Consider the following 13,937-nt stretch of genomic DNA (forward strand, 5'->3'; position numbering starts at 1 on the left):
TCAACCTTAATATAAGATACCTCTTACCAATCCACCAGTAAACCTGGCTTAAAAGGTAAGCTGGGTTACAAAATTGAAGTTGTGGAAGTTAGAGTTGTAGTAATAGTCTTTAAGAGGTACTGCTGCTCCCGGAGAAACCCGGCCTACATACAGAAAGCGGAAACTCAACCCCTGGAGCACTGGTTTTGCGGGGGTGTAATTGACGTCTGCCAGCCAGCCGTAGTATTCCAAAGAACCATACTTATTGTGGCGGTAATCTGAGGGCGCAGGCAACCAGGCCCTGGAGGCGGCTATTTCCGTGGAAAAGGTTCTGGACCAGTGGTGTTTTCCTTTCACCACCAGCAGTTTGGAATTCCCCATGCCCTCTATCCGGCCCCGGGGCATGGTAGCAAAAAACTGTTCCCGGCCCCATTCCCTGGGAAAAAGGAAACGGCCTCCTTTTCCCACGTGCAGGTAATTTACAGACAGGTTCCAGGCCTCAGGGGTAAACCCTACCATGGCGCCGGCCAGCCATTGCTTCTGGTCTTGAAAATAGGCGTACCGGGCATCCGAATTCCCGCCGTCCCCGACCTGCACCTGATACAGGCCTTCCACGCCCACCTTGACTTTGGGCAGCACGGTGGCCACCGCCTTCCCATAGGTATTGTTGGCTACGTTGTCTAGCCAGTAATTCCAGATTTCTGTTTTCAAGTGATGCCCTACGGGGAGGGAAAGACCGGTAATGGCCACGCCTTTGGTAATAGTGTGATGGGAATAGCCAGAAGGTTGGCCTTCTTCATCTACCCCAACGGGAAAAACGCCAATGGACTCCTCTGCTAAAAACCATTCTACGGTACTGCGGGGCGAGAAGTGATTCAACCAGGCCACGTCTAGCTGGCCTTTCCTGAAAACAGGAACCTGCACATGTATTCCCTGGAAGGAATAAGGTTTCATGCGGGTGTCCTGGGGGTTCATGATCGGCGAGGTAAAGCTAAACCGCCCAATCCGGGCCCGGAGTTTGGGGGAAGAATATTCTAGGTACAGGGCATCCAGGCGGTCAAGGTCGCCCCGGTTTCCCGGGTCCTCCACGTCAAAGAGCTCCATCTCCAGTTTTGGGTGTTTATGCGAAATAGGGTCTTTGTGGTCAAGATTAGACGAAAAGGCGTTATAGGTGAATAGCCCCGTAATGCCCATTCTGAACCCGTGGAACGAGGCCGTTTTAAAGGCAACCTCAGCCCCAATGCCATTGGCGTAATGGTCTGAGAGGGACCGGTAGTTGAGAGTGGCCATAAAGTAGTTGCGCACGTGCCCTTCCAGGTGGCCTCTGGAAAAGAGTTCCTTCACACTCTTCAGTTGAATTGTATCTACAGGGTGCTCTTCTGACGCCCGAGGGTGGCTTGTATTTCTGGTAGTATCTGCGGTTGCGGGTTTAGGAGTTTGTAATGTATCTGTGGGCTGCGCATTACCATGAGGCAACGTTTGGGCATGCGTTTCCTGACCAGCTGCCGCTCCCAGAACCAAAAAGGCGGACAGGGCAGTGGCCAGGGTGAAAGTAGTAGGCATTTTGTACTGGTATTTCAGGTCAGCCACCAGGGCTGGCCCATGAACGCTTTTATTTAAGGTGATAAGTGAGGAGGGGCCGGATGCAATGGTTAACCAGGGTCTCTGCTATGCTGCCGTAGAAAAGGTGGTTAACCCCTTTTCGGGCGTGGGTGCCAATCACCACTAGGTTCTTCTCAGATTCCTGGTTGAAGTTCCTGACCCCGGTGGGCACCTTGAAATCGCGGTGGAAGTGCAGTTCATAGTTTTCCAGTTGCAGGTTGTTCGCAAAGCGCATCATGTTTTCCCTCAAAGCCAGCTCTTGATGGGCATCTTCCTTCTGCAGGATCTGCAAAAGGTGAATTTTAGCTCCAAATATTCTTTGCAACACTTTAATAAGCGAAATAGACCGCTGGGGTTGTTTCTCATAGGCAAAGTCGGCCACCCACAAGATGTTATGGATAGGGGTGATGCCTACGTTCTGGTGGATGGTGATTACCGGCACATCTGTATACCTGACCACGTGCTGCGCCTCTGACCCTGATATTTTCTCGTACCAGCCGTCTGCCCCTTCGGTGCCCATGATCACCAGGTCTACCTGTTGCAAGTTGGCGTAATTGGCCAGCGAGGTAGTCAGGCCGCCGTGCAGCACATGTTGCGTGAACTTGAAATCTACCTGCTGCCTGAGCTGGGCAAATTGCTCCTCGGCGGTTTGTTCCATGGCCCGCATTTCTGCCCGGTCCAGGGTTTCAGAAGACTCGCTGCTACCCGCCCAGTCTGTCGCGTTTACCTGAATGACGTGTACCAGGTGCGTTTCAATGGGCATCTGGTCCATCAGAAGACCCAGAAATTCCAGGGCTTTAAAAGAAACCGGCATAAAGTCTACCGGCACCATCACCTTTAATTGTTTTTCCATTTTACATTGGTCTTTGCGGCCCCTAAAAAGGCCATTTTTTTAAATGAATTATTTTTTAGTAGCTACCAGCCGGCTCACAAAACCGGGTCCCTGGTGGAAGGCCCCTTCTGACAGGTATATTTCCTCTTCTTCCAGTAACTGGATATCCAACCCATTAAAATCGGTTGAAAGCCGGTCCGCGGAATAGAGCATAGCAGGGTCTCTGGGGCCACCGGAGGCATACTCCAACTGCCTGGGGTGGAAAGCCTCCAGTAGAAGCGTGCCGCCTGGTTTAAGCCACGCCACTGTCTTTTGGTGAAAGGCCTCGAGCAGCGTAGGGGGAAAATGCGCGTAAATTAAGGCAACGGCATCAAAGCTCTCAGGCGCAGCCTCAAATTCTTTGACCTCTTTCACCTGGTAGTCAATGGTTACTTTTTCCTGGGTAGCTAACTGAAGGGCCTTGGCCTTTCCTGCCGCGCTATAATCAAAGGCGGTTACTTTCCAGCCCAGGTGCGCGGCGTAAACGGCATTACGGCCTTCGCCTTCTGCTGCCAGAAGGAGGGCCCCAGGCTTAAGCGAAGCCAGTTGCGCCCTGAAAAATTCATTAGGTTTTGCCCCATAAACCATATCTGGTTGCTTGTAGCGGTTGTTCCAGAATTCCTGCATGGTCTTAAAATTTAAGTCTTAAGAAGTAGGCCTTTCGCCTTCCTGATTGCTTTTAAGGTTGAGGTAAAACCAAAAAACGGGGAGGGGCAGAGGTAACTTTATGCAAAGGTGGCAGTTTGGCGGGCCAGGTTCAGTGACATTGGTTACACAAGGGGATTGTGTAAAAAAAGGGAGCACCTCAAGGGTAAGGGCCGCAGGATAGAGCAGGTAAAGGGGGAGATATGTTAGAGTAAATTATACGGATAGCGCAAGCGCTCCAGAGGTAGCCTTGGTGATTCTGAGTGAAATATCATAAAGAGTGATTCCTGTTTTAGGCCCGTTTCCCGGAAAACAGGCTCAAAACAGAGACCAAGTATTTGTTCTCTTTAGTGATGATAAAAGATTACCTATCAACAGGTAAACCCTTTAAACGTCCTCAGGGGTAAAGTTGATTTCTTCATCTGGGGCAAAAACCACATAGGCGCGTTTCCAGGGTTGATCGCCCAGCATCTTCCATTTATGCCCGCGGCCAGTGGTGTCCATGGCAATAAGAACGTCACCAGGCAAGAGGGTAAATTGTTCGCCCAGGCTGGTGGTGAATTCCAGGGAGCCGGTTAAGGTAAGGACATATTGCGTCCTGGGAGCCGGGTGCCAGTCATAGACGCCGTGCGGAGGCGTTTCTTTGAAATGGAGGGAAATGGCCTTAGTCAACTGAAGGTTGGTAATGGTTCCGATTTCAAACCGGGAATGTCCTTCCTCATCGGAGTAAAGCTTAAAGGCCCTGATCATCTGGCTGGTGGTTGGTTACCCCCATATACTTTCAACCCAAAAGAGGGTTGCCTAAAAGCAGATTATCCCTTCGGAGATTTTTGAAAGGCTCATCCCACTCAAAATGCCATCTCAGCATGGTTTTCTGTTTTAGGCCTGTTTTTTCAAAAATGGCCTTAAAACAGAAATAGCGTTTTTAATTAATTTGGTTGGGGTTAGGCGGACTTTTGCAGAACCCAAGTAGTCATACACCGGAGGTTCTGCACGTTGGTGGTTTTAATGGGCTCTACTAATCTACCGCGCAAGTTCTGGGTATACTCCAGCAGTCTCTTTTCATCTACCAGAAAGCGTTCTGACCCGTCCGGTAAAAGGTACCGGCCATTGCCGAGGTCGGTCACGAGGGATTCTATGCCAATGGAGGAAGCAAGCCGGGCAAAGAGAAACCCGCCAGGCTTTAACTTCTGCCACATGCCCATCAGCATGAGATCAAAATGCGCGGGGTTGCGAGCGAAATGCAGAACGGCGCTACTGATGATCAGGTCAAAGGAAGCGTTTGCAAAAGGCAGGGCCTCGGCCAAGGCTACCTGAAAGTTAGCTTCCGGAAGGGAAGGCGCTAACCGGGAGGCCAGGTTTTTGGTTTGGGCCACAGCTTCAGGACTAAGGTCTACGGCAAACACTTCAAACCCCTGCTGCAGGAAATACCACAGGTTTCGGCCGGAGCCGCAGCCTACATCCAATACCCGGTGGCAATCCTGGAAACGGTTCTTCAGCAGCTGGTCAAACAAGTAGATGTCAATATCACCGAAGGCTTCTTGCAAGGGAGTGGACATTGGAAATGCCTGATTAACCAAGATAAGAAATGATAGATGTTGGAGGAAGGGTTACTTGAACTATGTGACCTTAATTGGTTGGCCCGTTGTCCACTTTAGATTCCAGTACTGCCTGTAGCTGCTTTGGCAGCACAGACAACAGGTCATAGCCGGTGTTGGCTTCAATCAGATCAATGTTGGTTCTATACGTGCCCCAGTCTGACCGCACCGTGTTGTTGTTGGGGGTATTGATAGCGATGACGCGGGTGGCAGTGGTGATGCGTTCCAGGTCTTTGTCGCCGTCTGGCAGTACCACCAGAACCTTCCAGATTTGGGCGGGCACCGTTACGCGGCCATTGGCGATGGTGGTGGCTGGACCGTTACTGCCGGTGCCACCGGTGCCATAGCTGCCCATAATCACATAGACTTCCTGGCCTGCGTTAACCAATTGCCGAGTGTACTCCTCTAGGTTAGACCAAAGCTCGCGGTTATGGGTGGGAGCCTGCGGCAGAATATTGGTCATGAGAAAGGTAGCCGAGTTGGCCTCTATGGTATTGGTGCGGTCCCCCGAGGGGATGTTGTGGCCCCGGTCAAAGCCAGTGCCGGTGTAGACCGAAGTAGTCACTTTGTACCAATCTGAAGGCAAGGCTGCATCTGCCCTGAAATCATCTTGCCGCGGGGCGTCCCCTAACCAGTCTTTGCTCACGTGCCAACTTACCCAATTGGCATTACCGCGGTCGCGGCTATAGGAAAGGGCGTATTCTTTCTTCACCATCAGGTAATTGTTGGACCCAGAGACCGAAGCCACGGCCTGACTGGGGTTTCCTAGCACCAAATGTTGGCTTACCGGCAATTGGGAGGTGGCGGGCGTTACCTGGATTTCCTTACAGCTAAAGATAAAAAGCGCGAGGCTTACCAGGGAGGCGTATTTTTTGAGGGAGGAAAGACTTCTTTTCGTCATACTATTCTGGGTTGGGGCCTTTGGGCAGGCAAAGTAAGGAAAGCGGTTTGGTATTCAAGGAAGCAGAGGGTAAAAGAATCAAAGCAAAGGCACCTGGGCCTTCCTGTTTTACGCCCGTTTTTCAGTAAACAGGTTAAAAACAAAAGTAATCGGCTTTAATTAATACCAAATTCCTGCGCCTGACGTTGTTTCTTCTGATTAGCCTTACCCATTAGATAGACGGGGCAGGGTCTGTTAACCAGGATGCGGGTGGTAACGAAGAAATTTTGCGGAATATTATCTAATTTCCTTTATAACCAAAGATAACCTTTTCCCTATATTCTTAGTAAGTTGCCAATAATACTCAACCCAAAGGGCATGGATAAAACCAGGTGTACGCGCAGCAGTAAGGTTCTTTTGCTTTCATTGGCATTAGTCTTTACCGGATGCTACAAAAAGGAAACAAAACTAGAAGAATCAACCCCCCAGGTAACACAGGACCAGGGTAAACCGGAGCCTAAACCCAACACACCCGCGGCGAAAGCCCCGGTAGAGTCGGCCCCCGCCGCCACGGCCTCTACGGTAGACGTAAACCTCTACCTGGAGATCTCCAACGGCATGAAAGGGTTTATTCCGCCGCCTGCCCCAGACAAACAACCCACGGCTTTCCAAACCCGCCTGAACCAACTGATCTCTGAGATCCAGGATGGCCGCTACGTGAAGTCTAAACGCTATTATCTGGCCAAAGAAAACAACCAGGGCAAGCCAGTGCTGGACAGTGTCTCTTATACTACCTTAAAAAACACCATCTCCAGTGGTATAAAAGCCGATGTGCGGGGCACTCCGCTCCCGGACATGCTGGAAGCGGCCTTAGCCAAGTCTTTGCAGCGGAACGCGGTCAGCATAATAATTTCTGATTTTATCCACGGACCAGACCCCCGGAATCCAGGCCAGTTCATTTCCCTGGACTCAGACATCAGGAGCAGCCTGAAAGCCGCCGAGCAGAAAAACCAGGTAGTGGCGGTGTTGGGTGCTACTTCGCCTTTTTACGGTACCTACCACCCAGCCGTGAAAAAACCAGCCGTGAGCCGCGTGCTGCAAGGGGAGGAGATTCCTTACTACATCTGGATTATAGGCAACCAGCAAGAAGTGCAGGTGGTCATGAACAAGATTCTCCGGAACCTGCCGGCCCAGCAGGCCTACTTCGGGTTTCAGTACAAAACGGTGCCCTATTCAGCGGTGTTAAAGGCTGCGGCTTTCAAACCCATGGGATTGGTGTACTGTACCAGCCGCACAGCCCAGGCCTGTACCTCGGTTAATTTAAGGCCCGAGCCCAAAGAGCCCGTGCAGTTTACCATTGGCTTGGATTTAAGCCAGTTACCAGCTTCAATGAAAGATGCCGGCTACCTGAAACAGCATTTAAAGCTGACCACCACTGGCGCGAAGGCTTCTCTTGGCACTGTAATTGCGGCTAATGAAGAAACCAGGGCCGTTCCTGAGTTAAGCCAATTTACCCATTTCGTGAAAGTAAATGTGCCGGCGTTGACAGCCTCCATTGGCGCCCTGACCCTGGCGCTTCCGCAGGTAAGCCCGGCCTGGGTTGGCAACTGGTCCACTGAAAATGACAACAATCCTGCGGCGGCCCCTAAGAAAACTTACCAGTTCTCCAAAATCATTCAAGGGGTGCAGGCCCTCTACAGAGACCAAAACCAAAATGTGCTAAGTGTAACTATGAAATTTAACAAAGAAAACAACTAAGAATGATACAGAACTTTTTCTCAGGATTGTATGAATTGTTCCTGGGCCGTCCGCTGCCTGCCAATTACACCAATGACTACCGCGAGGTAGTGTTCCCTAACACCGGGCTTACCTTATTCCTGATCACGTTGGGCATGGTGCTCTTATACTATTATGTTTTTAATCGCCTGATGAGCACCGGCTTTTACAAAACCCAGCACTGGACCATTATGCTGGTACTTAATGCCGTCATTGCTTTTTTCATCCCGATCATGCAGGTGAACAGCAATGGCATAGAAACCCATTCGTATACCTACACCTTCGCCTTTGTGAATGCGGTATTGAGCGTGGTTCTGTTTTTTCTTTTTTCCCTCCTTTTCAAAAAAGGGTCGGTTCAAGCCTGGACTACCCCTATGAAATGGCCTCACACTAAATAACCTATGGCAAAATTATTTGTATTCGGGATTGGGGGCACAGGCTCCCGGGTAATCCGCTCACTGGTCATGCTCATGGCCGCCGGCGTGAAAATCAAGAACTGTGATAAGATTGTCCCTATCATCATTGACCCCGACACCCAGAACGGGGATATGAACCGCACCGTTGAATTGCTGAAGACCTATAAGCACCTGCACTCCAAGCTGGGCCGCCGGGACGAAGGCTTCTTCCACACCGACATCAGTACCCTTTCCAGCATTGCCAATGACGGTAATGCCAAGATAAGAGACAGCTTTGTGTATGATTTTGGTGGTATTAACAAACCGTTCAAAGATCACGTGGGCTATAACCAACTGGACATTGATTCCCAGGCGCTGGTTGATCTGCTCTTTACCTCAGAGAACCTCAACAACAGTCTGGATGTAGGCTTTAGAGGCAGCCCGAACGTGGGGTCCGTGGTGCTCAATGAAATCATTGACTCCCCCGAGATGCGTTTCTTCGCCTCTAACTTCCAGGCCGGGGACCGGATCTTCTTTGTAAGCTCCATCTTTGGCGGAACCGGCGCGGCTGGCTTCCCGCTGCTGCTGAAGAATTTCAAGGACGTGCATTCCACGCTTCCCAATGCGGCCAGCCTGAACAACGCCCTCACAGGCGCCATGGTGGTATTACCTTATTTCTCTTTGGAGCAACCTGCTGCTGGCGTACAAACCGACTTTATTGACTCCAACGCCTTTACCACCAAGGCCAAAGACGCGCTTTCTTATTATCAGAACCACCTGAACGGTTTGAACGCCACTTATTACATGGGTGACACGCCAGACAAGCCGCTGGAAAACAACCCAGGCCGCGCCAGCCAGAAAAACGATGCCCATTTGGTGGAGTTGTTGAGCGCCCTGGCAATTGTGGACTTCATGGATTACTCAGACAATGAGTTGCAAGGAAATTCCCTTTTCCATGAGTATGGCTTGCGCGAAGACGTGGACCATATCCAGTTCTCGCATTTAGATAATGAGACCCGGGACCGGATTGCCAAGCAGTTGATCAAATTCCATTACTTTGAGCGGTACTACTCACAGCATTTACCGGAAGACGCCCAGGCTGCTTACTCCAAAGGGGTGGACCTGCAAGGCGCCATCCGGAACGAGCCTATCTTCAAAGACCTGAATAAATTCCTTTCAAACCCGGAGTTTGGTTACCAGTCCTGGTTAAAAGAATTAGGACGGCAGGAACGGACCTTTGCGGCCTTGAACCTGAATGAGACCGACTTTAACCGCATGGTTTCTGACAAGCAGGTAGAGACCGGGTTCCTGAACAAGGGAATCCATCAGGGTTCGTTTGTAAAAGAACTCAACAGAGCTTCTGAGTCTATCTCTGACCGTGACGCGTTTGTGGCGACCATTAAAGCTTTTGAAGCCGCTACTACTAACCTGGTAGATGATAAACTGAAATATTCATAACGGGTTAACCTCCCTTAGAGGGAAGAGAGGTAGGACGCCTTTTGATTAATAAAGGCTTCCCACTTTCACCGCTTTGGAAGATCAAATTACAAGAAAAGCCCCAGGGAGCAGATTCTGTTTTCAGTCTCTTTTCTATAAAACGCCTTAAAAACACGTAAAAAATGCCTAAAGTACTTCGTCTTCATAAAACCGGCTCAAACGTAGAGGGCTGGGCACAGACCAGCCAGATTACCAGCACCGAGATCAAAGACATGGTGGATGGCGCCGGTGGTAGGGCCCAGAAGATAAACGCTTCTATTCCTACGCCGTTTGCCCGAATGCACCTTTTTGAAACCGCTTTTGATTTTGTAAAGCATGGCGTAGGCGGCAATAACAATACCATTTACCACCAGTTTGTGACCCATTTCTGGGATTTGTGGGAGCTCTTGTACCACCACCAAAGCTATGCCCAGGGCGGAAACAAGATTGTGGTGCGCCGCTGGAATAAGCAGCAGCAACTGGCCAACATGCAGGCTAACCCCGGGACCCGTCTTTTGGGCAAAACCCTGGAGTTGTTCATGAATGACAACCGGTTCAGGGGTGTAGATGAACTGTTCCTTTTCTACCTGGAAACAGCCAATGCCCAGGGGCAAACCAGAATGCAACTGTTAGGCGGCACCTCGCCGCTGACTTTCCTGTTTGTGTCGCCGCATGTGCAGCCTTTGGACATTAACCGCACGCACAACGCCGGGGTGTATTTTGACAACCACTACGTGCCGTTGCAAGACCGGGAGCAGGATTTCAAGGAATACGTGCACAAACTGTTCATGTCCAACCCGGCTTTTGTGCAGGCCTTCCCGGCCGTGTACAATACCCTGGATGAGCATCTTCTAAAGAGCATTAACATGTCTGGAGTGGTGGGGCAAAATGCCATTGCCTCAGACTATATTCCGTTGGTGGACCAGCAGCAAAACCCCGTACACGTAGGGCACCTGAACTTCCTGGTAAAGAAAAACCAGACGGCTGTCAACAGCAGTGACCTGTTCCTTAGACCTACGAACAGCCGATTTGCCGGCGACCGTCCTATTGTGCTCAAGCCAGACCTACGGTTGGCCCCGCACGTGAAGTACGTAAATAACCTGGCTTGGCCGGCCTCTACCCAGGTGGGTTATTCAGATGCCAAAACAATTCCGGCGCGCTCCCTGCCAGGGGTAGGGTTCAACTACCCGTACCTGACCGTCAATGACCTGTTGCAGGAAACCATTGTGCAGGTTCCTTATGAGGTGAACACTGAACGCTTTTTCTCCGGCACGGTTCTTTTCCAGCCGGGCGTGACCGATAAGACGTTCAATTACCTGCTGCCCATCACCAGCCTGTATTTTGAATATTTTACGCCTGAGGATCTGGCTAATCACCTTACCTTCCATATTGACGTGAACCACGTGCGGGTAACGCTAAACGTGCCCACCGAAAGCGGAACCGTGGTGTATGAGCGCAGCTACTATGACAACCCGTTAAACTCCAAAGACGCCAACGGACAGGTAATCCCAGAGAAAGGCCATATCCTGAAATCCAAAGTTGGTGTGGGCGTGTTCCCGTTCTATAAATTTGTAGACGCGCCCACTTACAATGACTTCTACAAAGTGATGCTGGTTGACGAGGACATTGATCCTTTATTGGTCAATAAAAACCACACCCTTTCTTTCTACGCTGGCGGAAACCAACTAGGCGAAGGCGGGGGTATTATCTCCGCTACCGGGACACGCCGGACCAAGAAGAGCAACAGCAGCGCGGGCAGTACCTATTATGAAATCAGAGGAACCCATTTTGACTTCGCTGAGTTCACCCACCAGGGCGTGGATGTGGTTGGTAAAGCCTTGATCGTTCCTAGATTCCGGGAGGTGCAGCAGGGTATCCACAACTTTACCTTCGCCATTGATTTCGGGACGTCTAACACCCACATTGCGTTTACCTCTGGCGCCAACCAACCGCCCAAGGAGTTCTCCATCACGGCCAATGACCTGCAGCTAGTCATGCTGAATAAACCGTCAGATGATCCTGCACTCACAGATTACCAGCGGTTCCATAAGCGGGGCTTCGGGCGTCTATTTGCGGTAGAAACCTTGCTGAAGCGGGAATTCATTCCGTTGATCATTGGGTCTGGTGGGTCTCTGTACTCATTCCCAACCAGAACGGCTACCTGCGAGTCTATTGACTTTGAGAACCAGATCCCTAACCTGTTCGGGAACATCAACATCGGGTTTTCCATCAACACCGAAGGCACGCACCAGGACCAGTACAAGCAAACGTACCACACCGACCTTAAGTGGAGCGAGACGCTTACCAATACCGGCAAGCGCCGCATTGAGGCCTTCTTCACAGAGATCATGTACCTCATCAAAAACAAAGTGGTGCTTAACAACGGAAACGTGGCCAATACCAAAGTGGTATGGTTTGCCCCTTTGAGCTTTGATGACTACAGCCGCAACATGTTCCAGAACGTGTGGGACACAGTGTACCAGAACGTCTTCAAAAATGGCCGCAACACGGCCTGCATCACCGAATCGGTGGCGCCGTTCTACTTTTTATCCAGAACCGGTGCCGTGGTGCCTAGCCAGGATGAGAACCTGATTAACGTAGACATTGGCGGTGGTACCACCGATATCTTGCTGTTCACCAACCGCAAGCCTTCGCACAGCTCGTCGTTCCGGTTTGCCGGTAATGACCTGTGGGGTGATGGTTTCGCTACGGTAAAAACCAGTAAGGACAATGGCTTGCTGCGCTACGGCGTGGACCATGTGCTGCAGATTCCGCTTACCGATGAAGGCAAGGAATACAAGAAGTTCCTGGAGACGTCTCTGGACAACCCTGACTTCAACTCCGCGGATATCACCAGCTTACTGTTCAGCTATGACAAAGAATTGCACTTCAGTTCGCAACTGTTGCAGGCGCGCCAACTGAGGCTGATGTTCTATCTGCACTTCGGAGCCATGATGTACCACCTGGCGCAACTGACCAAACAGTTAGACACCAAAGTGCCGCGTTACATTTGCTTCAGTGGTCAGGGTAGTTTGTACATCAAGCTGCTAAGTGCGGGCAACAACCTGTCTAACGTTGAGCGCTACGCCAAAACCATCTTCCAGAAAGTGACAGGCCAGGAGGCACCAGGTAACTTCAAGCTGGTGCTGGTAGACAACCCGAAACAGGTGACAGCCAATGGGGGAGCCCTGGCGTTGGACGGAGCCAATCTTTCTGACCTTACTGATATTCCGATCATGCGCCCTACCGGGTCAGCCAACAGCGCAGATGCCTTGCTTCCGGTGAATAAAAGCCAGATCTCCTCTACCATTCGGCAGGAAGTGCTGGAGAACGTGATGGACTGTTTGCAGTTGCTTTTAGATGATGCAGATGTGGCGCCGCTTATGCGCTCCATGGGTGTGGAGGTAGACCCGCACTGGGTACTGAACTTCATGCGCAACAACATCCAGGACAGCTACACCATGGTGCTGGAGGAAACCCTGCGTGGGCTTTCAGACAGGGAGCTGCTTCCGGAGACCATGTTCTTCATGCCATTGAAGCAGTCTCTGTACCTGTTGTCTAAAGAGCTATACCACCAGCAAGTGGGGGCCATTGTCTAATTAAATCCTGAGTCCGTGCTTCTGCTGTAAAACAGAGGCACGGACTTTTACTATGAAAACATTATAAAAGAAGAAGTACCTTATGGTAACTATAGCAATCATTTTAGGGGTAGTAGCGCTGGCCTTTGCCGCCTTTGCCCTTTATAGAATAGGCTCTCTCTCCAACCGGATAAGCCGCCTGAATGAAAAGATCAACAATCTGGACCAAAAGCTGCAAGAAGCCAAAGGCCAGTTAGCCAGATCTGGCAGAAACCAGCCACAACAGGTTTCGGCTAAGGTTCCCCAGGACAAACCAACCCGCCAAAGCCAGACGGCACCGCAGGAGCCACGGCAAAAGCAACAAGGCCAGCAACCCGGGAGAGGTCAGCAGCCCCAGGAGGGAAGAGTTAATACCCCGCAGCAAGAGCCCCAGGGCCAGGCGCAACAAGGCCGTCAGCCACGTCAGCCGCAGCAGGGACAAGCGGCTCAACCCGCACAGCAACCTCGTCAACCGCAGCAACAGCAACAACAGCAGCCTCAACAACCAAATCAACCAAGGCAGAATCAGCCGCGGCAAGGAGCGGTGAACGCGCCTGAACAAGCTGGACAACAAGCACCACAACAGCAACAACAGAAGAAAAGAAGAGAAGGTCAACCCAGAAACCCTATGAACCCAACAGAAGGACAACCAGCCCAAAATCAACCCCGGCCAAACCAATCGGCCTCCCTGGGTTCAGACCTGGTAGGCAGTGATCTCTTGTCTGAGCTGACCAGCCAGCAAGCCCCGGAACAAGTTCAACCGCAGGAGCCACAGAGCAAAACGGCTTTCGCCATTATCCCGGAAGACGGTGTAATTAAGCAGCACCAACTGCAGCAGCGCCCAGATTCTGACAGTTACCTGGAAATTGACAATCCCGCCGGAAGCAACAGCAACGCTACCGCTTACCGGTTTAACCTTTCGGGCAACCAGGCCTTCGTGATCTCACAAGGAATGGACCGTCTGGAGAATGCTTTTTCCTTTGAGAAACCCACCAACCGCCAGGTAAGCCAGATTGTGCAGCAGGGCGATGGGCTGTTGACCAAAGTAGGCAACGGCTGGAAAATAGAACGGAAGGCCCGGATTGATTTCCGCTAATT

General features: G+C 51.1%; 11 protein-coding genes. 5 read left to right on the forward strand and 6 right to left on the reverse strand.

Translation table 11 applies throughout. The features are described from left to right. Positions 1-48: 48 nt before the first annotated feature. The 6 genes from TH63_RS07590 to TH63_RS07615 form a co-directional block, all read right to left on the reverse strand. Positions 49-1,542 (reverse strand): porin, encoded by a 1,494-nt coding sequence (locus TH63_RS07590; RefSeq protein ID WP_156180469.1) that lies wholly within the window; start codon positions 1,540-1,542, stop codon positions 49-51. Positions 1,543-1,591: 49 nt separating this feature from the next. Continuing rightward, a complete protein-coding gene (locus TH63_RS07595; protein WP_048920421.1) occupies positions 1,592-2,434 on the reverse strand; it encodes a universal stress protein in 843 nt (280 codons plus the stop codon). Between the two features lie 48 nt (positions 2,435-2,482). After that, the gene (locus TH63_RS07600) at positions 2,483-3,079 is read right to left on the reverse strand and encodes a class I SAM-dependent methyltransferase (protein WP_048920422.1); all 597 of its coding nucleotides are present in this window, start codon (positions 3,077-3,079) and stop codon (positions 2,483-2,485) included. A 405-nt stretch (positions 3,080-3,484) separates the two neighbouring features. Next, entirely contained in the window at positions 3,485-3,847 is a 363-nt protein-coding gene (locus TH63_RS07605; RefSeq protein WP_048920423.1) for a cupin domain-containing protein, read from the reverse strand. A 194-nt stretch (positions 3,848-4,041) separates the two neighbouring features. Then, positions 4,042-4,656, reverse strand: a complete 615-nt coding sequence (locus tag TH63_RS07610) for a class I SAM-dependent methyltransferase (RefSeq protein ID WP_048920424.1) — start codon at positions 4,654-4,656, stop codon at positions 4,042-4,044. Positions 4,657-4,726: 70 nt separating this feature from the next. Then, positions 4,727-5,596, reverse strand: coding sequence for a DNA/RNA non-specific endonuclease (locus TH63_RS07615; protein ID WP_048920425.1), 870 nt, complete (start codon positions 5,594-5,596; stop codon positions 4,727-4,729). 357 nt (positions 5,597-5,953) lie between these two features. On the opposite strand from TH63_RS07615, the gene TH63_RS07620 reads away from it, so the two are divergent. From TH63_RS07620 to TH63_RS20295, 5 genes are all read left to right on the forward strand, one after another. Further along, positions 5,954-7,333, forward strand: coding sequence for a hypothetical protein (locus TH63_RS07620; protein WP_156180471.1), 1,380 nt, complete (start codon positions 5,954-5,956; stop codon positions 7,331-7,333). Between the two features lie 2 nt (positions 7,334-7,335). Beyond that, on the forward strand, positions 7,336-7,749 hold the full coding sequence (locus TH63_RS07625) for a hypothetical protein (protein ID WP_048920427.1): 414 nt from the start codon (positions 7,336-7,338) through the stop codon (positions 7,747-7,749). 3 nt (positions 7,750-7,752) lie between these two features. Further along, positions 7,753-9,204, forward strand: a complete 1,452-nt coding sequence (locus TH63_RS07630) for a hypothetical protein (protein ID WP_048920428.1) — start codon at positions 7,753-7,755, stop codon at positions 9,202-9,204. Between the two features lie 161 nt (positions 9,205-9,365). Beyond that, complete coding sequence (locus TH63_RS07635) at positions 9,366-12,821, forward strand: hypothetical protein (RefSeq protein WP_048920429.1); 3,456 nt, start codon at positions 9,366-9,368, stop codon at positions 12,819-12,821. 82 nt (positions 12,822-12,903) lie between these two features. Next, positions 12,904-13,935: a hypothetical protein gene (locus tag TH63_RS20295; protein WP_156180473.1), complete on the forward strand. Its 1,032-nt coding sequence runs from the start codon at positions 12,904-12,906 to the stop codon at positions 13,933-13,935. Positions 13,936-13,937: the final 2 nt, after the last annotated feature.

Origin of the sequence: Rufibacter radiotolerans (genome assembly GCF_001078055.1) — a bacterium.
Taxonomy (GTDB): domain Bacteria; phylum Bacteroidota; class Bacteroidia; order Cytophagales; family Hymenobacteraceae; genus Nibribacter; species Nibribacter radiotolerans.

What these genes read in the sequence shown, in the direction of transcription:
- TH63_RS07590 (WP_156180469.1), bottom strand. Translation starts at nt 1,542, where the DNA reads ATGCCTACTACTTTCACCCTGGCCACTGCCCTGTCCGCCTTTTTGGTT.
- TH63_RS07605 (WP_048920423.1), bottom strand. Translation starts at nt 3,847, where the DNA reads ATGATCAGGGCCTTTAAGCTTTACTCCGATGAGGAAGGACATTCCCGG.
- TH63_RS07595 (WP_048920421.1), bottom strand. Translation starts at nt 2,434, where the DNA reads ATGGAAAAACAATTAAAGGTGATGGTGCCGGTAGACTTTATGCCGGTT.
- TH63_RS20295 (WP_156180473.1), top strand. Translation starts at nt 12,904, where the DNA reads ATGGTAACTATAGCAATCATTTTAGGGGTAGTAGCGCTGGCCTTTGCC.
- TH63_RS07600 (WP_048920422.1), bottom strand. Translation starts at nt 3,079, where the DNA reads ATGCAGGAATTCTGGAACAACCGCTACAAGCAACCAGATATGGTTTAT.
- TH63_RS07625 (WP_048920427.1), top strand. Translation starts at nt 7,336, where the DNA reads ATGATACAGAACTTTTTCTCAGGATTGTATGAATTGTTCCTGGGCCGT.
- TH63_RS07635 (WP_048920429.1), top strand. Translation starts at nt 9,366, where the DNA reads ATGCCTAAAGTACTTCGTCTTCATAAAACCGGCTCAAACGTAGAGGGC.
- TH63_RS07620 (WP_156180471.1), top strand. Translation starts at nt 5,954, where the DNA reads ATGGATAAAACCAGGTGTACGCGCAGCAGTAAGGTTCTTTTGCTTTCA.
- TH63_RS07610 (WP_048920424.1), bottom strand. Translation starts at nt 4,656, where the DNA reads ATGTCCACTCCCTTGCAAGAAGCCTTCGGTGATATTGACATCTACTTG.
- TH63_RS07630 (WP_048920428.1), top strand. Translation starts at nt 7,753, where the DNA reads ATGGCAAAATTATTTGTATTCGGGATTGGGGGCACAGGCTCCCGGGTA.
- TH63_RS07615 (WP_048920425.1), bottom strand. Translation starts at nt 5,596, where the DNA reads ATGACGAAAAGAAGTCTTTCCTCCCTCAAAAAATACGCCTCCCTGGTA.